Annotated in this window: 19 protein-coding genes, 2 tRNA genes and 1 other RNA gene; 13 read left to right on the top strand and 9 right to left on the bottom strand. The window is 23.7% G+C overall.

The window, feature by feature from the left end:
• Positions 1-61 precede the first annotated feature (61 nt).
• Positions 62-5,803, bottom strand: coding sequence for a rhoptry family protein (locus T388_RS0101735; RefSeq protein WP_027120610.1), 5,742 nt, complete (start codon positions 5,801-5,803; stop codon positions 62-64).
• A 213-nt stretch (positions 5,804-6,016) separates the two neighbouring features.
• Here T388_RS0101735 and T388_RS0101730 point away from each other — a divergent pair, with 213 nt between their 5' ends.
• Positions 6,017-6,862, top strand: coding sequence for an MAGa7180 family putative nuclease (locus T388_RS0101730; RefSeq protein WP_027120609.1), 846 nt, complete (start codon positions 6,017-6,019; stop codon positions 6,860-6,862).
• Between the two features lies 1 nt (position 6,863).
• A complete protein-coding gene (locus T388_RS0101725) occupies positions 6,864-9,209 on the top strand; it encodes a UU173 family protein (protein WP_027120608.1) in 2,346 nt (781 codons plus the stop codon).
• Positions 9,210-9,239: 30 nt separating this feature from the next.
• Here the strand turns inward: T388_RS0101725 and T388_RS0101720 are convergent.
• Positions 9,240-9,323, bottom strand: a tRNA-Leu gene (locus T388_RS0101720).
• 28 nt (positions 9,324-9,351) lie between these two features.
• Positions 9,352-9,744, bottom strand: a complete 393-nt coding sequence (locus tag T388_RS0101715) for a hypothetical protein (RefSeq protein ID WP_027120607.1) — start codon at positions 9,742-9,744, stop codon at positions 9,352-9,354.
• 135 nt (positions 9,745-9,879) lie between these two features.
• Here T388_RS0101715 and T388_RS0101710 point away from each other — a divergent pair, with 135 nt between their 5' ends.
• The 5 genes from T388_RS0101710 (at position 9,880) to rplT (ending at position 12,938) form a co-directional block, all read left to right on the top strand.
• Positions 9,880-10,791 carry a nucleotidyltransferase gene (locus T388_RS0101710; protein WP_027120606.1) on the top strand — a complete coding sequence of 304 codons (912 nt, stop codon included), beginning with the start codon at positions 9,880-9,882 and terminating at the stop codon, positions 10,789-10,791.
• A gap of 48 nt (positions 10,792-10,839) precedes the next feature.
• Complete coding sequence (locus tag T388_RS0101705) at positions 10,840-11,469, top strand: hypothetical protein (RefSeq protein ID WP_027120605.1); 630 nt, start codon at positions 10,840-10,842, stop codon at positions 11,467-11,469.
• Positions 11,470-11,756: 287 nt separating this feature from the next.
• Entirely contained in the window at positions 11,757-12,335 is a 579-nt protein-coding gene (gene infC / locus T388_RS0101700) for a translation initiation factor IF-3 (RefSeq protein WP_027120604.1), read from the top strand.
• A gap of 14 nt (positions 12,336-12,349) precedes the next feature.
• Complete coding sequence (rpmI, locus tag T388_RS0101695; protein WP_027120603.1) at positions 12,350-12,538, top strand: 50S ribosomal protein L35; 189 nt, start codon at positions 12,350-12,352, stop codon at positions 12,536-12,538.
• Positions 12,539-12,587: 49 nt separating this feature from the next.
• On the top strand, positions 12,588-12,938 hold the full coding sequence (gene rplT, locus T388_RS0101690) for a 50S ribosomal protein L20 (RefSeq protein ID WP_027120602.1): 351 nt from the start codon (positions 12,588-12,590) through the stop codon (positions 12,936-12,938).
• An 82-nt stretch (positions 12,939-13,020) separates the two neighbouring features.
• Here rplT and T388_RS0101685 read toward each other — a convergent pair whose 3' ends face one another.
• Both T388_RS0101685 and T388_RS0101680 read right to left on the bottom strand, forming a co-directional pair.
• Positions 13,021-16,551 carry an AAA domain-containing protein gene (locus T388_RS0101685; protein WP_027120601.1) on the bottom strand — a complete coding sequence of 1,177 codons (3,531 nt, stop codon included), beginning with the start codon at positions 16,549-16,551 and terminating at the stop codon, positions 13,021-13,023.
• A gap of 113 nt (positions 16,552-16,664) precedes the next feature.
• Positions 16,665-17,399 (bottom strand): phosphotransferase, encoded by a 735-nt coding sequence (locus T388_RS0101680; RefSeq protein ID WP_027120600.1) that lies wholly within the window; start codon positions 17,397-17,399, stop codon positions 16,665-16,667.
• Between the two features lie 106 nt (positions 17,400-17,505).
• Here T388_RS0101680 and lepA point away from each other — a divergent pair, with 106 nt between their 5' ends.
• Complete coding sequence (gene lepA, locus T388_RS0101675) at positions 17,506-19,302, top strand: translation elongation factor 4 (protein WP_027120599.1); 1,797 nt, start codon at positions 17,506-17,508, stop codon at positions 19,300-19,302.
• A gap of 34 nt (positions 19,303-19,336) precedes the next feature.
• Here the strand turns inward: lepA and T388_RS0101670 are convergent.
• The 4 genes from T388_RS0101670 to T388_RS0101655 all read right to left on the bottom strand — a co-directional run bounded on the left by T388_RS0101670 (position 19,337) and on the right by T388_RS0101655 (position 21,813).
• Positions 19,337-19,421: transfer RNA gene (locus T388_RS0101670), tRNA-Leu, on the bottom strand.
• An 83-nt stretch (positions 19,422-19,504) separates the two neighbouring features.
• Entirely contained in the window at positions 19,505-20,935 is a 1,431-nt protein-coding gene (gene mgtE, locus T388_RS0101665) for a magnesium transporter (protein ID WP_027120598.1), read from the bottom strand.
• 1 nt (position 20,936) lies between these two features.
• Positions 20,937-21,515: a diadenylate cyclase gene (locus T388_RS0101660; RefSeq protein WP_027120597.1), complete on the bottom strand. Its 579-nt coding sequence runs from the start codon at positions 21,513-21,515 to the stop codon at positions 20,937-20,939.
• 1 nt (position 21,516) lies between these two features.
• On the bottom strand, positions 21,517-21,813 hold the full coding sequence (locus tag T388_RS0101655; RefSeq protein WP_027120596.1) for a hypothetical protein: 297 nt from the start codon (positions 21,811-21,813) through the stop codon (positions 21,517-21,519).
• Positions 21,814-21,989: 176 nt separating this feature from the next.
• Between T388_RS0101655 and whiA the strand changes: the two genes are divergently transcribed.
• From whiA to T388_RS0101635, 5 genes are all read left to right on the top strand, one after another.
• A complete protein-coding gene (whiA, locus tag T388_RS0101650; protein ID WP_027120595.1) occupies positions 21,990-22,826 on the top strand; it encodes a DNA-binding protein WhiA in 837 nt (278 codons plus the stop codon).
• A 14-nt stretch (positions 22,827-22,840) separates the two neighbouring features.
• Positions 22,841-23,803: a DNA polymerase III subunit delta gene (gene holA / locus T388_RS0101645; RefSeq protein WP_027120594.1), complete on the top strand. Its 963-nt coding sequence runs from the start codon at positions 22,841-22,843 to the stop codon at positions 23,801-23,803.
• Positions 23,804-23,827: 24 nt separating this feature from the next.
• Positions 23,828-24,101: RNase P RNA component class B (gene rnpB / locus T388_RS03845), an RNA gene on the top strand.
• A 94-nt stretch (positions 24,102-24,195) separates the two neighbouring features.
• Positions 24,196-24,798 carry a hypothetical protein gene (locus T388_RS03690; protein ID WP_051586189.1) on the top strand — a complete coding sequence of 201 codons (603 nt, stop codon included), beginning with the start codon at positions 24,196-24,198 and terminating at the stop codon, positions 24,796-24,798.
• Positions 24,799-24,878: 80 nt separating this feature from the next.
• On the top strand, positions 24,879-25,177 hold a 299-nt coding region (locus T388_RS0101635; RefSeq protein WP_027120593.1), incomplete at its 3' end, for a hypothetical protein.

The following is a 25,177-nucleotide window of genomic DNA, read 5'->3' as shown; positions in this document are numbered from 1 at the left end:
AAAAACACACCTTTATTAAAATTTAGGTGTGTTTTTATAATCTGTTTTATTCTTAAAATATTTATTTTGCTGCATCTTCAGCTTGTTTCAATATTCCTACAAATTCTATTATTCTTTTTTCAATCTCTGAAAAATTAGAATAAGATATTGAAGAAAGAGAAAATAAATTTGTTCAATTTCACGTATTTACAGCATTTTCATTTAATAAAATTTTAAGTCCTTCTTCTGGATGAGCGCCACCTTGATTAGATTCATACAATTCTTTTAATTGTTCATATTTATCATAAAGATGTCCCTTACATAAGTTTGTAAATTCTTTTACTAAAAAATCATATCTATCTAATAAGTATTGATGATAAATATACATTTCACTAGATGTGTATTTATCATCATTAGTAAACTCTGCAAATTTAGTTGTTAATAAATTAATTATTTTTTCTTTAGCTTCTTTGAAAGTTAATTTCATTATGTTACCACCAAAATTAAATTGTTTTGAATTTGTCATTCAAATATTAGCAAAATCTTCGTTTTCTAACATTGAGTCTTCAAATTCAAAATAAATAGCCATTTTATTTACCAAATGAGCGACAACGGACAATGTTCTAACTTTTTCAAAAAATTCTTTTGGAGAAAAATCATTAGAAATTTTTTCCATTCTTTCAAGTTTTTGAATTGTATCACTAAAACTTTGATTTTTTTGTAATAATGATTCATAATTGCCAATATTTAATCTAGTCATTACTTTGTTAAGAAAATCTCTATTTTTTATATTATTAAATAATTCATTTTCCAAAAATAGTTGTTCTAATTTAGCAGCGCTTCCATAGTATAAATATTCCGCTGCTTCTTTTGAGGTAAGTCCATTATAATCAAAAACTTCTTTTTCTTCGAATGATTGATTTATTCGTTCTCAAAGTTCCTTACTTTTTCTGTCAATTACATTTGCAAATTCAATAAGTTTTTTATCTGGGAATTTTGAATACATAAATGAAATGTTTTTATGTAAATAATATGATTCATTGTTTATGAGTTCAGTTGAACTATTAATAAGCACATTAATATTTGATATTAAAGTAAACGCTTCATAATTATCTTTTCCGTTTTTGGAATCTATTGAAAAACTATCTAGAAAATTTTTTCATGGATCAATTGCAGAATACATGAGGGCTTCTATTGTATTATATATATTATCTGTTGGAACGTAATTATCAATTTTTTCTATAATTTCCTTAATTTTATCATATGAATTTCTAGCATAATTTCAACGATCTAAATCAGATTTATCATAGTTATCGTATTTAGTTTTAAATTTAGAAACATATCTTTTAAACACTGAAGATATATATTTAAGATATGCTCTCTTTTTAATTTTTTGAACTTTATCTAAAAATGCCTTAATTTTGTCTAAATGTTTTCTATCAAAAATATCAATATTTAATAGATTTGTTGCTTCATTAATCAATTGAACAAATTCAGCATTTATTTCGTCATCTAGAGTCGGATTATTATTTGACGATTCATATTGTTTTATAAATGTTTTAACAATCGCTTTTTTCTCCATAATTCGAAGATTAAAATATGCACTAGCAAGTTGTTCTGTGGTTACAGAATCGTCTTCTATTAATTCTAAACATTCATTGGCTTTTGCAATAATTTCTGGATATGCTTCATTATAAGCAATAATTGGAAAATTAAATGGTTCCATTGAAAATAGATTTGGACGTTGATTTAAATTTGGGAATTGATTAATTTGTTCCTTAAGCAAGTCTTCTTTTATGTAATAATAAAAATTGGTTTTTCATAAATACAACATAAATGTTTCCAAAATATCTATTGCTTTATCAGCATCGCGAGCAATAAATTCAGATACATCACCAATATTATCTATTTGAATAAACACTTTTGTAGAATCATATTCAATTTTCTCATTCTTACTGGTAGAAATTAAATATCTAAATGGTGTTAAATAAAAAATTCCAAAAGTCTCCATGCCAGAAAAATATCTTTGTATATACGATGCATAACTTTCAGCTACATTAATATTCAAGTTATTTGCCAACTCATCAATTCGTTTACTATCTGTATTAAAATCGATTTGTATTTCTTTTGTTGAAATATTTTCATCTATTTGATTTAACATTTTATTTATCTCATCTTCATCATATTCTTTTTCTTCTATGATTCCAAGATGATCAGAATTATAATTTTTAATTTTAGATTTATATTCAAGATATTTTATTTTAATATCATAAAATTTATTTCTAGATCTAGCCTTATTTAATTCTTCATTTAAATTATTTAATTCACTGTTAAATTCTTCCACTGTTGAATTTTCATTTTGCAAGGTATTTTCCGCTTCTTGAATTTGAATAGTTAAATTGCCTATAATTTTTTCACTATTTTTATGCTTGTCTCTAAATTCTTTAGCCTCTTCAATAAGTTTATTTAATTTAGCTTTTTCTACTTTTTTATTTAATTCATCAGTTAATTTATCAATATCTTCTTTAGTTTTACTTGGATCTGTAATTGCGTTGTTTATTTCATCTTTTTTAGAATTAATATCATTTTCATCTTCAGGTTTTATATTCCCTTTTGATATTACATCGTTAGCGTCTTCTATTGCTTTTTTGGCTTTTATTATAGATTCAACTTTATCTAATACCATTTGCAACTTATTAAATTCATCATTAATTTCTTTTATGTTGCTATTAGGATTATTTTTAATTATTTCTGCATCGATTATAGGTTGTTCTAAAACATTAACAATATCATTATCATTAGAATTGTTTTCTTTTAACTGTTTAGCTTCATTTATTTTATTGTTTAAAGTTTCTCTATCAGTATTTAATTTCATTTCCATTTTAGAAATTAATTGACTCTTAAATTCTTTTAATTTGATTTCTATTTGAGTTAGTTGAGTTAAATTTTTATCTTCTAAATTATTTAAATTATTTGTGAAATAATCATTAATATTTTTAAATATCAATGAGTCATTAGGTAATTTATATTCTGTTTTAGCTTTTGTTATTAATTCATTTAATTTTGTTTGTAAATCAACAACACTTTCTTTTTTCAATTCAACAGCGTTTAGTGCGTCTTGTTTGTTTTCTTGAGTTGTCATGAAAACATTATTTAAATTATCCAATTTAGTTTTTGTATCATCTAGACTAAATGTTGAAGTTGATGTGTAATCATTTTTAAAACTTTCTTTTTGATTTTTTACATTTGTTAATTCAGCAATAATATTTTGAGTTTCCGAACTATTTAATTTATTTAAAATAATATTTTTTACATCACTCAAAATAACTTCATCAACTTTAAAATTATCTATTTCAGTTAAAGATGCAGTAATAGAATTTACTAATTCATCTAATTTAGAGTTAATCTTACTATTATAATCTTGAACAATAGTTTGCAATTCCGTTGTTTTTTGTTGGTAATTTTGAATATCTTTTGAACCAGAAACTAATATTTTTTCTATTGAGTCAACATCAAAATCAAAATCATTTTTATTCAATGACATTGGATTTTTTGCAACATATTTTTTAATTTCTTTAATTTTATTTAATTCTTCTAATGCCAAACTTCTAGAACTATCAACTAAATTATCAGCTTTAGTCTTTGCCGCTTTCAAAGAATCCTCAATATTTTTCAATTTGATATCCAAAGAATTATCATCAATTGCAGCAATATTATTTTGATCTACTAAATTATTTTTAGCTGTATTAATATCATCTTGAATATCAGAAGAAATAGGAATTAATTTATAATCATTTTGTAACGCGAGTTCAAAAGTTTCAATTTTGTTTTTTGCCTTTTCGAATGCATGTTTATAAAATTCATCTCTATCATCGATACGAGACATCGCATCTATTAAATTATTTTTATCGTTGATTAATTTTGTAAGAACATTATTTAATTCAGGCTTTTTGTAATCTAAATAATTTTTTGTATTATTAACAAAATCTAAAGCGTTTTTATAATTTTCTCCTTCTGTTGTATTAATATCAAACGCATTTTTAATATCATCACTAATGGTGTCATATTTTGAATCTTTTAATTTTTCAACTAATGGTTTGATTAATAAAACTTCATCTTTGATTTTATCAACAACATCTTTTAATGCATTTTGTCTAATTTGTTTAACTAGATCTTTTAATTGTTTAACTTGATTTAATTTTGTATTTAACAATTGATATGAATCTTTCTCAAGAAAACTAAAATAATCAATTCAACTTCCTAATGTTTTTTCTTTATCATTAATATTAACTAATTGATAATTTCAATTTAAATTGAGTGCTGAATTATCATTAGGATATGTTAATTTAAATTGCTCAATAAAATTTAATTCACTTTTAATAGCATTACTAATCATTTCTTTTAAAGAAACTACTGTAGCCAAAAAATCAGTATAAGTTGTTTTGACTTCTAATGGTGTAGTTTGATCAATATTTTTATTTAATAATTCATTTAAATGATTTAACTTATCAACTAATTGACTTTCTTCAGTATTCATAGGATTTTTATTAATTATGAAATTAATAAAATCTTCATTTTCAGTCTTTCAATTCTTAAACGGTTTTTTAGAATTTTCTAATTCATTTTCAATAGAATTAATATATTCAATCTTATTTTCATTAACACTAGTTATATGATTGAAAAATTCATTTACACTATGATTTGTAATAGCTTGGTTTGCTTCTTGAATTGCTTTCTTTAAATTCATTGTATCAGTTGAAAATTTGTTTTCATATTTATCTAATATTGCTTGCGCTTCTTCAATTGCGTTTTGTAAATCAATCATGTTTTTCTCATTAGAATACTCATCAAATTTATCATTAAATGAATTTAAGTCAGTGTTTTTAGTTAATTCAGGTTTAGCAAGAAAAGAATCAATTTGTGATCTTTGATTATTAATTTTTCTAATTAATTCGTCATATGAATCATTTTTATATTTTTCTTTCGAATTTTGAATTTCATTCAATAAATTGTCAAATTTAGATTTTAGCAATTCTAATTCATGAATAGTTTTAGCTGTTTCACTTGCTGAAACATTTTTTACAAATTTTGAAATATCTAAAAACAAGCTAGCAGTTTTATTCTCTTTATTATCTTTTAAAATTGTTTTATTATTCAAAGAATTTTCATTTTCATAGGTTTTTAATTCTCCTAGAACTTTATAATTAATTTTAAAAACGTATTTAGCCACTGAATTTTCTGTAACTGTAGTTAATTCATAATTACTAAATGTTACACCTAAACTCTGTGGTAAAAGTTCAACTTTAATATAACCATTATCTTCTAATTTTTGTAAACCATAATAACTTTTACTTAATGAATTTAAAAAATTACGTAATTCATTTACATTATCAAATTTATTTTCTAAACCTTTGCCTTCTCTAATTACTTCATTTTTATCAAAGCATTTAAAACCTGATACTATTCTAGAAACTTTTAATGTTTCGCTAGGTTTTTTCTTATTTTTTACAATAATATCAAGAACTAATTGACCAGTTTTATCATTCACTTTATCTTTGTCAACACTTAATGAATATGAATAATTTTCATCTTCTTCATTTTCTTTAACAAAACTTTGTTCTGAAATATAACTAGCATATAATTCATTAGTATTTCCATCAACATGAACTTTGATTGAATCAGCATATTCTTTAATAGTTTGCTTTCTATTTTTTTCATTACTGTTTTTCAAATAAATTAATGAAACCAAAATACTACCAGATGTAAATGTTGCTGCAATTAATCCTGTTAACACAACAACAGATTTACTACTTTTTATTGCCATATTTTCTCCTTATTTTTTACTTTAATTATTATTAAATAATTATACATTTATCTCAACAATTTTGTTAAATTAAATGAAAAAGTTTTCTATAGTTTAAATACAAAACATTGTTTTAAAAACGAAAATAAAATTGGGAATTGGTCTTTTAACTTTATATTTTTAATTATTTATCTATAATAATGATTAATTTATAAATCAACAGGAGAAAATAAGATGCCAAAGAGATATTTTAATGAACAAGACTACATATTAGATGAAAAAAAACAAATACTTAAACTAAGACCTGAATTTCATAATTTTTTATTAAATAATATAAAAAACAAAAAAGGTTTTAAAAAATTTGGTGGATCATCAATTGGAAATATTTTATGTGCAGATGAAAAATATAAAAGCGAATTTGCTGCTTTTTGCTTTATGTCAAGATTAAACTTACCACCATTACAAATGAAATACATAAATGCTGGTGTTGCTATTGAACCCAAAACATTTGAAGTAATGAAAAAAGCCTTGCCTAATTTAGATATTCAACATATTGAAGCTAAAGATGTGAATTATGACTATTTTCCAAAATTAGAAATACTTGGTGGTGTTCCTGATGGATTAATACCAAGTAAAAAAATGGTATTAGAAATGAAAGCCGTTGGTGCTAAAAAACAAGAAGAATGAGAAAAAGATAAAAATTCTGGAATTCCTAATGATTATAAAAAGCAAGCACAACTTTATGCTTATTTACTTAATTATGATTACTATTCAATAGTAGCAACATATTTACATGAAGAAGATTATAAAGAGCCGCAAAAAGTAAATTTAAATGAAAGAAATATCGGTCAATATGTATTTAAAGTTGATCGAGAAAAAGCTAAAGATGATGCAAATAAAGTTATTGCATTTTGAAAAAAATATTCACAAGATGGAATTAGCCCAAAATACTCTTTACCCGAAGATGCAGATTTAGTAGCTTTTTTAAGATGTAAAAATATAGACGAATGAAAACAATTGTTTGAAGAGTGAAAATCAATTGGTAAAGTTGATAAAGACATAGAATTTAATTGGTGATAATATGCAAAAAAAACAAGTTATGATAAACAATAATGTTTATAAAAAAATGCATTATTGTCAACCATATTATGTTTTTTCAAGAGGTGAAAAAGAAATACCTTATATTGACATTAATGGATTTAAATTGTATGATGAAAAAAATCATGAAAGTGATTCAAAAAATGAAAAGTGAAAATTCATGATAAATGAGATACTTTCTGATAATGAAGAACAGGAAGATAATTTAGAAAATTACAAAATGTTTTTCGAAGAACAATTAAAAAAAGCTGAATATATCTCTTGAAATTATGAAAAAGAAAATCAAAATATGTTTTTAATTGCTCAAAAACAATTACAAGAATATGCTATCAAAAATATTATTCAAAATAATAGTTATGAAATATTAAATGTTGCAAAAAAAGTGGATGAAGCTATATATGAAACTATCAATAGTATAAATTCTAATAATCGATTTATTTTTTATCCTACATTCGCTGAAAAAATAGATACACAAAATAATATTGATTTCTATTTTAAATCAACTCCTTTTTTGTATGACAAAATTAATAAAACTTTATATTTAAGTAAATTTGTTTCTAAAACAAATATCTTAGATTATTTAGACGCAAAATTTCATTATGAATGTGCTACAAGATTTTTAAACAAAAATTTCATTAATGCTAAAAAAGACAAAAAAATAAAAAATATAAAGATTATTTTAATTAACAAAACATGGATGAAAACCAAAAAAATTGAATGAATTGAAACTACAGCAGCGCGTTCTTCAAAATCTCAAGCTAGTAAAAATCTAAATAATTTACACCTTACTGAAAATGAAAAAGAAAATATTAAAGAACAATTAAACAAATTAAATAATGGCTTAGCATATAACAATAAAAATTTATATCAAAGAGATTTAAATTTTATGTATAGTATTGAAAATAATTGTGTATTAGGTGGATTAATACTTAAAATAGACAAGAATAACAATTCAACCGAAATAAAATTAAAAAAAGATTTACCATTAAATGAATCATGTTCATTTATAAACTTTGATTTAGCGATAAAAAATGCTATAAATTATTATTTCATTAAAAAACCTAATTTTTCAATAGAAAAAGATTATGGTTTTGAATTTTATCTAGATAAAGATAATACTAATTTTGGCAAAAATTCATTAATAAATGAAATATTATTAAAATATTTGGGCTATGAATTTGTATATTCTCCAGGTTTAGTATCCAAAAAAAATGTAATTGATGAAGAATATGTTCAAATATTTAAAGAAGAAGTTTCTAAATTGAAATCTATTCCTAATTTTTTTACTAATAACACTATTTTTATGCTTTCAGAGTACAATAAACGCGATGAAAGAATTATTTGATATGACTATGAAGGTTTAACATCATTGATACCTTTATTTGATGGAAATGAACCCTATTTGCAAGTTACAAATCAGGTCTCATTATTAGAAACAATTAATGGAGAAATAACAAATAAAATAGACATTGTGAAAGACCCTAAGAATATTAAATTAATTGATATTGTTGACAACATAATAACTGTTTATTCTAATAAAGCTGACAAATACATAGTTTACAATAAAAGTTATGAAAACTCTAAAAATAAAGATATTGTAAATTATGTTAAAAAATACTATCAAAAAAATAATATCGATTTTATTTTAGAAATGAAAAAAAGAAACATTAATTCTGTTAATGAATTTGCAAAAATTGTTGAGCATATTAATAAAAATACATTAGATTTATTAGATTTCTTAAAAAGAAATGTCGTTAATGAAGAATTTCAAAAAGATAAATATAATGAAACACCTTACAAAGGAATAGCTTGTTTTCAATCAAACTTAGTACCAGTATTTAATTTTAGAGAAAATGAAATTTCAAACGAGTTAGAGATCGCTTTTCAAAAAGATAAAGATGAATTGAAAAAAATTTCTACTAAATATTTTTATGAAAATAATAAAACAAAGAATATTTTTATTTATGAGCTGTTAGGTAAAAGTAGTATTAAAAAAATTGAAAATTTGATTACAACTCATAATATTAAATTAAAAAATAATATTATTCCTTATAAAGAATTAAATGTTAAAAATGGTGGAATGGCTTTGCAAGTAGCAATGAACAGATTTTTAGGTTATACCGGTGATAATGAATGAAAAGAAAAAGAAAAACATTTAAAAAAATATTGTGCTAATGATGTTAAGGCAATGTTAATGACTTATGATTTCATTATGAAATTTGTAGCTGATAAATTTCCTGAAATATATAACTATGAACATAAATTAGAACAAAATCAATATTTAGCTTACAATTTTGACACTAAAAAAATCGAAATAATTGAAAAGTAAAAACCAGTTTTTTGGCTGGTTTTTAATATATGGTGCCCAAGACAGGACTTGAACCTGCACGGATTGCTCCAGTGGATTTTGAGTCCACAGCGTCTACCATTCCACCACTTGGGCTTTTAGAATATGCACAATTTATTATATTCTAAAATTCTTTATTTGAATATGTTTTTTCTTCAATTATTAAATATTTTTTTAAAATTAAAAATTTAATAATATAGACAAATATCATCGCTGGTAATATTTGGTAAAAAATTATTAGAGCAATACTTTTTATTTTTAAAGGAACAATATTGGATTTTAAATTAACTAAATTTTGTCCTCTAAATGCATAAAACATAAATATTGGATAAATAATAGCAACATTTATTACCATTGTAAAAATTGATAGATAAATGTTAATTCAATATTTTTTTATTTCATCTGGCTGATATTCATTTTTACGTCTTAGTGAAATTAAAACATAGCATTGAATTAAAAAACATATTAAAACAATTGCTGATAAAACAGACTTTACATAAACATTTAAATCATTCATATTAACTAGTATATCAAATAGTAAATGTTTTAAAGATATAAAAATCTGAACATTGTAAGGAAAAAGATAGTTTTTTAATAAAATTAAAATTTGGTATATTTATATAACTTGATAATAAGTTTAAGGAGATTGCATATGGCTATTGGTATTGTTGCAGAATATAACCCATTTCATAATGGGCATATAAGACAATTAAATTGAATAAAAGAAAAATTCCCTAATGAGAAAATAATAGTTGTAATGAGTGATAAATACACTCAACGTGGCGAATTAGCAATTGCTTCTTTTAAACAAAGAAAAGCCATTGCTATGAAATATGGAGTTGATAAAATTTTGAAATTAAAATTTGAAGAAACTGTACAAGCTGCACATATTTTTGCCTATAGTGCAATATTAAAACTATATAAACACGGAGTTGATAAAATTGTTTTTGGCTCTGAAGATGATGATCCACAAACAATGATTAAAACAGCCCAATTAATGAAAGAAAAACAAGTAGAATTTCATAATATTTTACATGCTAAATTAAAAAAGGGCAAAACTAGTTATCCTAGAGCTATGGCCGAAACTATATCTGAATTAGGTGGTAAAGAATTTACCAAACCTAATGATATTTTGGGTTTTGAATACATTAAAGTGATAGTTGAAAAAAATTTACCGATTGACATTTATACAATAAAAAGAAATATTGATTTCCATTCCGAAGAAACAAATGATATTTATGCTTCAGCATCTTTAATTAGAAAAATGATTTTTAATAATGAAGCAATTGATAAATATAGCCCAATGGTTTTTAATAAAAAACCTAAAAAAATTCAAGATAAATATTCTAAATTTCAAAAAATTGTAAAAAAAACTAGTGTTTCCAAACTTAAAAAAATTCCATTAGTAAGTGAAGGAATTGAAAATTTATTTAAAAAAAATATTAATATACCTAGCTATGATTTATTTGTTGAAGCTTGTACATCTAAAAGATATACTTCATCAAGAATTAAAAGAATAATTGCATGAATTTTAAATAAAAAATGAAAATATAGAAAAAAATAATTATGTATATAATTTAGTAGAGATTAACAAAGATAGAAAAGAGGGATGATGAATAGAAAATATTTAAAATATTCATTAATTTCATCAACTTTATCATTGCCATTACCCATTGTAGTTTCGGCTGGTTGCGTTAAAAACAATAATAGTTATATTGAATTTAAAAAAGATATTTCAGAAATTAAATATAACAAAGACTACATACTTAATGTTGAAGATGAAACACTTTCTAATAAACTATTTACAAAAGAAATTAATGATATTAAAAAAGTTAAAAATAATTTAGAATTAAACGAATCAACTCTAAATGATATTGATAATAGAATACCTACTTTACCAGTTAAAGGTAGTTTCACATCTGAATATTTGTGAGCAAGACATTTAATTAAATTTGAATGGCGTGAAAATAGTAAATTTAAAGATAAATATCAAATAATAATTACAAAAAATAATGGTGTTTTTGATAATACAAATAATACTAAAATAACATACAAAATCGTTAAAACAGATAATAAAGGACATTTTATATTTGAAGACACTAGAACCATTGAAATAACAGGTTTTATAAGTTATGGTATTGATCATAATCATTTAGGTAGTGAAACTAAAAATAATTCTTTAACAAAAAACTATATTTATAATTTAAGTAAAACAAATCAGGAATATAGACCCAAAAAATAGCTAATTTTTGCAATTCAAAAAAGCTATTTTTTTATTTAAAATATTTCTTTTTTAAAAAATTAACTATGTTAAAATAATAAAGCAATATTTAATTGCAGAAAGTAGATTAATTTCTCACCTGATGGTAATAGCCTTGGGTTCTCGCTACAATTAAAAATATTAATTTTATTTTTAGAATGTAGTTAGAGTGGGAAACCACTTTTACTTTTTATTATTCAAAAATTTTATCTATAAGGAGTTATATTATTCAACAAAACAGAAGAATGAAAAAACCTACTGCAGAGCACATGATTAATGAAAATATACCATTTTCAAAAGTCTTTTTGCTTGATGCAAATGGTGAAAAAATCGGAGTTAAACCTACAAGGGAAGCTATCGAAATTGCTAAGGAACAAAGATTAGACTTAGTTCTTATTAGTGTCGAACCAAAACCAATAGCCCGTATTTTAGATTATGGAAAATTTAAATACGAAAGAAAGAAAAAACAAAAAATTGCAAAAGAAAAACAAACGACTATTCAAAATCGTCAAATCAGATTAACCCCTATGATTGGTGAACATGATTTAATGGTAAAAAGTCGTAAAGCAAAAGAGTTTTTACTTGATGGCGATAGAATTAAAGTTAGTTTAAAATTTCGTGGTCGCGAATTGGCACGTCAAGATTTAGGTTATGACACATTAGACAAATTTTTTAAAACTTTAGAAGATATAGCTGATATTACTAAAGAGCCAGTTTTAAATAATAATCGTTTCTTAGATATGTATTTACAACCAAATAAAAACAAAGTTGCTAAATATAAAAAAGAACATAACTTAGTAGATAATAAAAATACTACAGATAGTCAAGATAACTCTAAAAAAGAGTAAATAAAGGAGCAAAAATGCCTAAAATGAAGACTAAGAGTGCTCTTAAAAAACGTATTAAGATCACAGCAACAGGAAAAGTTATGCGTGAACAAGCATATCGTTCACACCTCGCCCAAAATAAAACCACAAAACAAAAACGTCAAGCACGTAAAGCTACACAAATGCATCCATCTGACATCAAAAGATTCAAAGCATTATTTTAATGTTTTATTATTAAAAAACAATTTTTATTAATTTTGAAAGGAATCAACAATGAGAGTTAAAGGCGGAACAATTACAAGAGCAAGACGTAAAAAATGAATAAAACTTGCTAAAGGATATTTTGGACACAAATCAATAGGTTACAAAGTTGCTAAACAAGCAGTTGTTAAATCATGAACCTATGCATTTAGAGATAGAAAACAAGTTAAACGTGAATATAGAAAATTATGAATTGCACGTATTAATGCAGCAACTAGAGCTCATGATATGTCATATTCAATGTTTATAAATGGCTTAAAGAAAGCAAATATTTCAATTAACAGAAAAATGTTATCAGAATTAGCTATTAATGAACCTAAAGTATTTGCACAACTTGTATCTTTAGCCAAAGAAGCTAAATAATTAAATGAGCATGAGCTCATTTTTTTATATAAAAAATTAAAAATAAAAAAACACAAAATAATCATTTGTGTTTTTAATTAAATTATTTAGAATCCAAAATAATTTTTCATTCTTTTGTATTTTCTTCAAAATTTTTTTTCACTGGAACTACTTCACGTGCTACAAAGTCATCATTGTTAGATTCATTATCAAGAATTTCTTCAATAGTCATTGAATCGTTTACATTTATTTGATTATCAGTTTGTAATAATAATTCAGATTCATAAAGATTTTCATCTAGTAATATTTCAGCTGTTTCTTCATCACTAATCAATTGAATTTGTTTTTTATTTAAATCTAACTTATCATCACTTACTATTTCAATATCTTCTATATCTTCAATATTTACGATATATTCAGATGTTTTTAATAGTTCTAATTCTTTATTTTTTTTATTTTCAATTTGTGAAATAGGTATTTCAGTAAATTCATTCACAATTTCTTTTTGAGTAATGTCTTTATATGAATTAATTAAATCAAAAATTTCTTGTTTTTTACTTTCTCATAAAAATTTATCTAATTTATATAATGTGTAATTTTTGCTTCTAATAAATTTACATAAATCATTTAACTTAACAAAGTTTTCAACATCATTAGCATATTTATAATTATCAATTATAAATGTCAATAAAATTTCATCATGGCGTTTCAATACTAAGTCTACATTTATAGTTCCCAACGATTCATTATCACACAATGATAAAAATGGTTTATTTTCAATATTTTTTAATAGTTCATTTTTAATTAAATTTTTTAATTCATTATGTTCAATTGGTTTTATATCATTATTACTTTTATCTTCATTTTGTTCATCTTCCAAAGTTAAAAAATTTTGTTTGTCTTTAGAATTTAATTCTAAAAATTCTAATCAACGTTTGAATATTAAAGCATCCTCATTATTAGTTAATATTGTTAAATCTTGTGACTTAAGAGATTTGATAACAATCATTTTATCTTTTGCTCTACTTATTGCTACATTCAAGGCATTCATTCCACCTGGTCGACCCACATATGTAGAATGAATTGCTGTATTTTTATCATATGCAATAGAAACAATAACTAAATCAGCTTCATCACCTTGAATATTTTCAATATTTCTTAATAATAAATGCCCTGTATTAATTTTTTTCTCTAGTTCTGGATAATTTTTAAAAATAGTTGTTGTTATTGCGTCTTGTTGTTTTGAATTAAAGCATAATAAAATAATTTTTTTATAAATATCAATATTATCCTGTAACAATTTAATAGCTAATTTGGCTTCAAACTCATTTTGATTATTTTCTCAAACACCATCTACTTCATAAACTTCAATTGGTTGATAATTATTATCCTTTCATGCTGAATCAATTACATCTAGCGATTTATTGTAAAAGTATTTACTACTGAAAGTCATTAAAGAAGCAAAATTTGAACGATAGTTTTTATCTAAAAGAACATTATAAACACCTAAACTTTTGGCAAAATCTAATAAACTTTCTACCTTTCCATAAATACTATCATCATCAGTGACTCTTGTTCCGAATCAATTACTTGGCTTCATTTGTTGATCATCACCAGCTAGAATTTTAATTTTTGCTAAATATAAAATTGGTAAGCCTTTTTCTAAAAAAATTTGACTTGATTCATCTAAAATCGCATAATCAAATTCTTCTTTATTCCAAGCTGATAAATCGGCTTCAGGTGTAACTATTACAATAGGAAAAATTTTTTTAATCATATTGGCAAAACGCTTAATAAATTTATAAGGTTCCAATGATGCTAATCTAATAGTTGCGGCAAAGTCTTTATATTCTTTTTTTTCTTCATCATTAAATTTTGTTATCATATCAATGATATTTTTAGCAATAAATTTTTTAAGTTCATTTTCATCGCTAATATCATTATTTTGATATATAGGAAGAATGTTAATTAAATCATTAATAAAAATAAAATCTTCTTTTTGATAACCATTAATTAATTTAATTATTTTGTCAATATTTAAGTCAAAATTATTTAATGTATTAAAAATACTTTTACTTATTTTTTTAATTGTGATATTTTTAACTTTTCAAAATTTTCCATATACTTTATTAAGTCTTAAAAATTTATTTACTAATTCTTTTTGTGATTTGAATTTTAAAGATTGAGGATAAACTAAATCAGAGGGCAATGTTAAAAGGAAATCCCATAATTCTTGACTAAAGTTATGTCAGTTACTATTAATTAATGGAATTAATTTTGTGGCAATATCAAAACGTTTATCATCAGCAAATTTTTTAATATTGTTAACAAATTTTATATCTTTAGCATTTATTATTCTTTGAGGTTTCAAATTAGAAGTTTCATCATAATTTTCTAAATAATCCAAATATTTTTTTAATGGTAAATAAAAACTTTTACGATTCATATTTTTAGAATTTAACATAAATAGACAAAACATTTTTAAAGAATTCATTCTATTCTTAATTACTTCTAGAGCAGCTTTTTTTTGTGAACAAACAAGTGAAGTTTTTTTATACACCAACAAATTAGTCAATATATTTACAATGGTTTGGCTTTTACCTGTTCCAGGTGGGCCTCAAATGATTGTATTTTGATTCAAGCTACTAGCAATAGCTTTATCTTGACTATAATTAGTTGGAGTTATTTTAAAAATACTTGTTCTAGGATTAAAAATTGTTTCTTTAACTCTATTTTTATAAATATTTTTATTAAATTCAATATCTAAAATATTGTTCAATTCGTTATTTTCGATTATTTCCATCATTCTATTTCTAGCATAACCACCAGATGGTTGAAATAATCCTAAAACAACACCAGGTTCAAAAACTATTGATTCATTATCAATAAAATCAGGAATCATTCGTCTAAATGGCTCATTTAAATTAATTTTAAAATCAAATAAATCTCTTCATTCATTTTTTAAATATTTTATTAATTGTTCTATACTTCAATCGCCAAAATTTTCATTTACATTTAAGTCAAATCCTGCGTTATTCAAAAGAAATAATAATTTTTCATTATTTTTGATATCACCATTTGAAACCAAAAAAGGACGCCCATTTCTAATTTCGATATATACTTCTTTCAAAAATAGTGGAGCATAAACTGATTTATTTTCTATTTGAAGTCTAACAAATAAAAAACCTAAATGCATTGGTCAAATATTAGTTTCAGTATTAATTTCATTTGATTTATTCAGAAATAATTTTCATTTTAAAGATTGTTTTTGAAAATTAACTTTTAATTCCTCAATAATTTTTAACTTTGTGGAATTAAAATTTTTCTTTAGTTGATTAGCTTTATTTTCACTAATTTCAATATTATTTTCTTCCAACAATTTCATCATCTCTTCATAATTATCAATTTTTTCTAAAATATTGATAATTCTTATTAAATTAACTTCTAAAATTGGAATATCAAAGTGATTATTTCTATAAATAAAATTAAAAGCCTCGGGTCCAAATAGAGTATAAAAATCAAAAGCATATTTATTATTTATTCTTGTAAATACAGCACTATCATTAGGCGAAACATCTAAAAGATTATTTAATATGCTTTGATATTGATTATCCACATTTTCTTTATTATTCATACTCTCTCCTTAAATAACTATTTCTTAAAATTTACATTATTATTTTATATTATTAATATTAAGGTTTTAGTAATAAAAACAAAAAAACAATGATTTAAAATCATTATTTTAATTTATATAGTTTTTAATAATTCTTCTAATTCTTTATTTAATTGATAAATTTTGTCACTAAACGGTTTATATGAAAAATGAATTTTCTCTTGTGCATTCACTCACAAAATAACTAAATAATTCACTAAAATGCGATGCTTTAGCAAATAAATTGCATTGTATTCTCCATATTCATTTAAAAACAATTTTTGTTGTTCGTTTGTCATTTGTGAACTTTCGATAAAATAGGCTAAATCAAAGTGTTTATCACCTAGAGTTGCATATTCTCAATCAATAAAAAATATTTTTCCATTTTGATTTTCAATCATATTTCATGGTCACAAATCATTATGAAGCGGAGTTGTTTTATCCATCTTACTTAATGTTAAATTTATAGAACGATAAAATTCATTTAAAACTTCAATATTAATATTTTTTTCTTTTAAAATACTACGATATTTTTTAACTCTTGCAGCATGGTTACTACTTGGAAAAGGCAAATTTGAATTATGAAGTACTTTTAAATGTCTTGCAACTTTTAAAATATTTTCATCATTCATTTCAGGTTGTTTACCGTTAACATATTCTCATTTTAAAATATCATCTTTATTACTTATTAATTTTGGAACAAAAGAAAAATTTTTTAAAAGTTCATAATCAATTTTATGATTAAACCCTGTATAAATTTGTTCTTGAACAAATTCTCCATCTTCTTTATATGAAACATTAGTCATTCCAATTTTAATCATTTCTTTCATATCTTTACCTCATTTCTTAATAAATATTTACTTACTTTCGTTTGATTATATATATAAATATTATAAAATTATAAAATATATACACATTTTAGATAAGGAATAATTTATGAAAAAAAATAAGATTAGGAATTTTTCAATAATAGCTCATATTGATCATGGTAAAAGCACATTAGCAGATCGTATTTTAGAATTAACTAACACAGTAAATCAACATGATATGGATGATCAATTTTTAGATCAAATGGACCTAGAACGTGAAAGAGGAATTACAATAAAATTAAATGCTGTACAGATTAAATATAAAGATTATATTTTTCATTTGATTGATACACCTGGACACGTTGATTTTACTTATGAAGTTTCTCGTTCGCTTGCGGCGAGCGAAGGAGCACTATTATTAGTAGATGCGACACAAGGTATTGAAGCACAAACCTTAGCTAACGTGTATTTAGCTTTAGAAAATAATTTAACTATCATTCCTATAATTAATAAAATTGACTTGCCTTCAGCAGATATTGAAATGACTAAAAAAGAAATTGAAGAGGTTATAGGACTACCAACAGACAATGCAGTATGTATTAGCGCTAAAACAGGGTTAAATTGTGAAGAAGTTTTGGAAGCCATTGAAAAATATATTCCTAGTCCAACTAATGCTGATGATACAAAACCATTAAAAGCTTTAATTTTTGATTCATATTTTGACGAATATCGTGGAGTTATCATGTTAATTAGAATTTTCGAAGGTAAACTCGCAGTAAATGATGAATTTAAATTCATGGCAAGTAATAAAAAATTTTTTGTTAGCGAATTAGGAGTTAAAAATCCTAAAGAAACAAAGAAACAATATCTCGAAGCTGGAGAAGTTGGTTGAGTTGCAGCAACAATTAGGGACGCAAAAGAAGTTAATGTTGGAGATACAATTACTTTAGTGAACAATCCTGCTGATAAACCATTAGCTGGCTACAAGAAAAAGCAACCTGTAGTTTTTACTGGATTTTATCCAGTCGATACTAGAGATTATATGGAATTAAAAGAAAGCCTTGAAAAAATTTCATTAAGTGATAGTTCAATAACTTGAGAACAAGAAACATCAAAAGCATTGGGTTTTGGTTTTAGAGTTGGCTTTTTAGGCATGTTACACATGGAAATATTGCAAGAAAGATTAAACCGAGAATACCATATTGGAATAATTGCTACTAGTCCAAGTGTAGAATATAAAGTATTTAGAACTAATAAAGAAGTTGAATTAGTTTCTAATCCATCATTGTTACCTGATAGAACGTTTATTGAGCATATTGAAGAACCTTATATTGAAGCAACTATTTTAGTACCTAATGAATATATAGGTAATGTTATGGAATTATGTCAAAATAAACGTGGTATTTATAAAGATCTGCAATATATTGATGCAAATAGAGCTAAAATAGTTTACGAAATGCCGTTAGCTGAAATTGTCTTAGATTTTTTTGATAGATTAAAAAGTTCTACAAAAGGTTACGCTTCATTCGAATATGATGTTATTGGCTATAAAATAAGTGATTTAGTTAAAGTTGATATTTTGTTAAATGGTGATAAAATTGATGCATTTTCAATTATTTGTCATCGTGATAATGCTTATCCTAGAGCAAGAGATTTATGTGTTAGATTAAAAGAAAGTATTCCAAGACAACAATTTGAAGTTCCAGTTCAGGCAACAATTGGAAGCAAAATAATTGCACGTGAAACAATTAAAGCATATCGTAAGGATGTAACATCTAAACTTCATGCTGCTGATGTTTCGAGATATAAAAAATTATTAGAAAAACAAAAAGCAGGAAAAAAGAAAATGAAAATGTTGGGTCGTGTTGAAGTACCACAAGAAGCTTTTTTAAATATACTTAAAACTAATATAGATAAAAAATAACAAAAAACTAGTTTTTCACTAGTTTTTTTGTATTTGGTGCCCGAGACAGGACTTGAACCTGCATGGATTTCTCCACTAGATCCTTAGTCTAGCGTGTCTGCCAATTTCACCACTCGGGCAATAGGCAAAAAAATTTTAACATATATTTAAAAAACTGCCAAATAAGTTTATATAAAAAACACCTAATGGTGCTTTATAATAATTAAATTATTTGAATTACTAAGAAAGTGAAACCAAATAACAATGAAGATGAAATAATATCTATAATCGTATTAATTGTTAAAACAGAAATTGATAAAGGATCTTTTTTAAATGTTGCTCATATGATTGGAAATAATGCTCCAAAAGTTTTTGATAATGTTAAAGCAATCAATAACGCTACTGATGTAGAAATAATAATTGCTCAATATTGCATTGCATTTGAACCTAGTAAATCCTTAGTTATTGAAAAATAAATTCCTAGACGTGCTACATTTAAAATTGCTAAAATTAAACCTAATGCAAAACCAACAAGTGTTTCCTTACCAATAACTTTTAAATAATTTTCTTTTTCTATCTCATTTAAACTTAATGCTCGTGAAACAGTTATATTACTTTGTAATCCACTATTGCTGGTTGTATTATTAATAACCGGAATAATTGCTGCAAATGCAATAACTAGTGATGCTGTTTCAGCAACTTTTGTCATTACTGCACTTAATGACGCATGAATTATTATTTGTGTCAACGTTGCAAATAAGAATAAAAGTACTAATCAAACTAAACGAAAACGAACAAGTTTATATCATGGTGTTTTTATATATTCGTGCTCATTTGCTTTATCTGCATTAATACCAGCCATTTTATATAAATCTTCTGTTGTCTCTTCTTGTATAACATCAATAACTTCATCACTTGTTATCATACCTATAAGTCTTTTTTCATTGTTTGTAACAGGTAAAACAGACATATCGTGTTCGCTAAATAATTGTGCTGCTTCTTCCTTTTTATCACTTGCTTTAATTGATGCAACAGGTGAATAAATGTCATCAATTTTATCTTGTGGATTAGCAAAAATAATTTCTTCCAAAGTTAAAACGCCTAAAAGCTTTTGTGTTTCATTAACAACATAATAATAATGTACTAATTCTGCATTTCTCTTTTTGTAATCACGACGAATTTTATGTAAAGCTTGTTCACAAGTATATGAATTTGAAATACTTGAAATGTCAATACTCATTATTGAACCCACTTGATTTTCATCATAGTGTAATAATCTATTTAATGTCGCTCGTTTTTCATGAGGAGTATATGCTAAAATTTTACTTGTAACATTAGCAGGCAATTCTTCTAAAACATCAACTAATTCATCACTTTGTAATTCTTGAAGCAATTTCATTCCTCATTCTTCAGTAAAACTTTGTGCTAATTTTATTTGAATTTCATCATCTAAATAACTAAATATTTCAGCTGCATCACTTGTTTTTAATAAACGTAAAAATGTTATTTGTTCTTCTGTTGTTAAATCATTAACAATTGCAGCAATATCAGCATTAGGTTGCTCATCTAGTAAAAGGCGTGCTTGATTTATATCTTTATTTTTAACTATGTTAACAATATTCTTATTTAATAATTTTTCTTGTTCTTCTATCATTTTAATCCTTTAAGTATTTAATTAATTGTTCTTGGAATTGATCCAATCTAATATTATAAAAAGTACCATTTTTAACAAATTTAACATTACCGGTTTCTTCACTTACAATTATTGTGGTTGCGTCACATAACTCGCTAATTCCCATTGCTGCTCTATGTCGTGCACCATATTGGTTATCGATTGATTTTTTAGTAATCTTATAAAAAGTAGATGCATAATAAATTTTATTATCTCTAATAATTACTGCACCATCATGTAGGGGTGAATATTTATTAAAAATTGAAATTAATAAACTTGAAGAAATATTGGCATTTAGAATAACACCGTCTGTTCTTAAACTTTCAATATTATCGTTATTTTCAATAGTGATTAATGCTCCTACTTTATTTTTCGATAAATATTCCACAGCTTCACGAAGTTGATTAATTAAACGAATTTGACTACTTCTGCCTAATTTGTTGTATTGGTTTTTTAAAATTTTATTCTTTACTTTATTCAAAATATATGGAGTGGTTACAATTAATAGAATTAAAACTACTAAAGATAAAATTATTGATAATAAAACAACAACTACTTTCATATTAATTTCCCATTTTCCCTATTAAAATAGCCAATAAAGTTGCTCCAACAATAATTAATACACTTATTGTCATCAATAAAATTTTAGTAACAATTTTACTTTTATTTTGCTCTTTATTTTCTGGTTTTAATAAACACATTAATTCCTGACATTCTCCAGTAATTGGTTGTTCTTCAACTATCAAAGCTGGATTTAGTAATTCTTGTTTATTTTCTTCATATTGTTGAATTAAAAATTCTCTTCTTTTTTGAATTCTTAATTCACATTGAACAGGATCTCTATCAATTCCTTGTGCCATTTTTCACCTCATTAATATTAAATATGTATAATTATATAATAGTTAAATATAAAATAATAGTAATTTTAAATTATACAAAATATTAAATTGAAATTAATAGTGATTTAAGTTAAAAGATTTCAATACTCTAAAAAAATTGTAAACAATAAAATAGATAAAAATAAAGAAAGACCAACATGAATTTTAGCCAACAAATAAAACGAGAAATTATAGAAAGAAAAAAGAATAAGAATGAAACTATGGAATTTCTACGTGGTTTTATTTTTGCTAAGGGATATTTATTAAAAAATAACATTAAATTAATAATAAAAGATAATTTAATATTTGACACAATTATTAAATACCTAGCTTTTAATGAGATTGAATACATACAAAATCGAACTTGCATTTTATATATTCAAAAAAATGATATTAATTTAAAAGAACAATTCTCAAATCCTTCTATGTTTTTTGCTGGCTTTTTCGTAGGTTCAGGAAGTATAAGCAGTTTAAATAAAAGTAGTTATCATCTTGAAATCAGTAGTAATTACGAACATTTTATTGATATTTTTATTAACAAATTAAATGAATATCATTTTGGTTTTAATAAATTAAAACATAAAAATAAATATGTTGCATATATTAAAAAACATGAAAAAATTGCAGATTTTTTAAAGGCCATTATTGCTATTGATAGTTTATTTATTTTTGAAGATAAATCAATTCAAAGAGACTTCGACAATTCATTAAATAGAATAAATAATATTGACATAGCTAACATTAAAAAAGTAACAAACGCTTATAATAAGCATATTAAAAACATTGAATATATTTATCAAAATAATTTATTGAATGCATTTAATGAAAGTCAAATAACCTTCTTTAAAATTATGCAAACCTCTGAACCAGAAACCTTAGATCAGTATGTTGAAATATTAAAACAAAATAATATAAACATAACTAAAAGTGGTTTAAATCATTGACTTATGAAATTAAATAAAATTGTTTTAAAAGATAAAGAAAACAAAAAGTAATTTATAATAAAAATATGTATTTTATTTATGGTAGTGAAAAATATTTTATTAAACAAAAAATCAACGAAATAATTAACAAAAATGCTAATAAAAAATTAGTAACTTTTTATTATGATGACAACAATGAAATAATGCAATTATTAGATATTGTTATGGCTAATGATTTATTTAGTTCTGAAAGAATAATAATAATTTATGATTTGCCTTTTTTTGAAAAACAAATATCAAAAGATGATAAAGGTAACATAAATATTTTGATTAAATATCTCCAAAATAATACCAAAGATACAATTGTATTTGTTAATCAAGATCTTATTAATAAAAATAAAATTGTCAAAAATGAATTAACTAATTTTTTATTTAAAGAAGTTGCAAATAAAGTTATATCAGTAGAAACCAAAAGCATAAGTGCTAATGATTTGGTTAATGAAATATGTGTCTTAGCTAAAAAAAATGGTGGTTCTATTACTCAACAAGCTGCGCTGTTACTTAGTCGCAAAGTGCCTAATGACTTATATTTAATTAATATAGAAATAAATAAATTATTAAACCAAAACAAACAAATAAATGAAAAAATGGTTGAAGAGAGTGTTAGTGATATTTATACAGAAGATGTTTTTGGTTTTTCAAATAGTTTTGAATCTAATGATTTAAATACCATTTGAAGAAAATATAAAGAAAAAAGCATTGAGGGAGTTGATATAAGCATTTTAATTGCGCAAACATCTCAAATATTTATATTAGCTAATCAAATTTATGGATATAAAATGATTAACAAAAGCTTATTTGAAATTTCAAAAGAATTGAAAATTCATGAATTTAGAGTAAAAAAAGTAAGTTATTTATTGAATAAATATGGCATAAATAAAATTAAACAAATTATTTTATCCTTAGCATTATTGGACGAAGAAATTAAAGAAGGTAAAATAAATCCCAAAATAGGTTTTGAAAGATTTTTAATAAAATTTTTTATTTAAAAAAATGAATGTATAATATTCTTACGCATTGGCCAACAGCTGCTTTTTTAAGTAGAGGAAAGTCCACGCTAGCACAAGCTGCGATGCTTGTAGTGTTCATGCTAGGTCCAATAAACCTAGGCTTAGACGACTAGTGCCACAGAGACGAGAATTGTGAAACGCGGTAAACTCCATGAGCTAGAAACCCAAATTTTGGTAGGGGAACTTTTCTAAGAGAATTGAATCAAAGGAAAAGAATTGGTTTTACCAATTAGATAAATTGTTGGCACCGTTAAGGTACAAAACGTGGCTTATAGATGCTACTCTTGCTTCGGCAAGAGTTTTTTATTTTTTTAATTGTAAAAAAGTAATCAATTAAAATTTATTTAATAAAAAAACTTAAAGGAACAAATATGAAATTTAAAATTGAAGATATAAAAGAGTGACTAAATGAAAAAGAATTGATAAAAAGTTTAAACGAATGAGAAAAAAGAGAAAATCTTGTTTCTGAAGAATCTTTCCTTCGAGATTTATTTCAAAACAAATATAAAAATAATACAAATTTTAATGAAATATTTGTAAAAGTCATTACTCTAGATGCCTTGTATAATACTCATTTAAAAAATCACTATAAAATGGCTAAATATATTGAATCTTTAAATATTGATAAAGATCTCAAATTAGGAAACACCTGTTTAGTTAATAAAATTGCTAGTTTAAAAATAAATGAAAATAAAACAATAAATTGTTTATCGTTTGCAAGCAAATATTGTTCATGACATCAACCTGATAAATATCCAATAAAAGATTCTATTATTCACAGTATATTATTAACAATAATTAAACATAATAATGATAATATAAAGGCAAATAATTTGAACAATTATTGTTGTTTTAAAGATCAATTTGACAAATATATAAAAAGCAAATTTCCAAATAACACATATAAAAAAATTGATAAACATTTATGATTGAAAGGCACAGGAATGTTACTTAACAAATTTGATAAGAATTAATGAATAAAAACAATTGAATATCTCCAAATATTTTCTAATATTATAAAATATTAGTATATTCAAAATTATAAGGAGAAATAATGAGTAAATTAAAAGAAACATATTTAGCTAAACTTGACCTAGTTCAAGATGTTGAATTTAACAAAGATCAAAAAGAATTAGCTAAAAAAATATTAAATAAAGTTGATGACGAAGATTTGCAATCAGTGTATCAACTATTATTGAGAAGAGTAAAAACGGGATTTGTTTTTGATATTGCTCCCGAAGTAAATTCAAAGCAAGTTGTTTTACTAAAAAAAGATGAAAAATTAAGTTTTAATGATAACCTTGCAAATGTTGAAGATCAAAATACATTGATTATCGGCGAAAACTATGATGC

Source organism: Mycoplasmopsis lipofaciens ATCC 35015 (assembly GCF_000686585.1).
In the GTDB taxonomy this organism is placed as follows: Bacteria; Bacillota_I; Bacilli_A; order Mycoplasmatales; family Metamycoplasmataceae; genus Mycoplasmopsis; species Mycoplasmopsis lipofaciens.
Note: the sequence above shows the minus strand (reverse complement) of the source record. Positions and strands in the feature narration are given on the sequence as shown.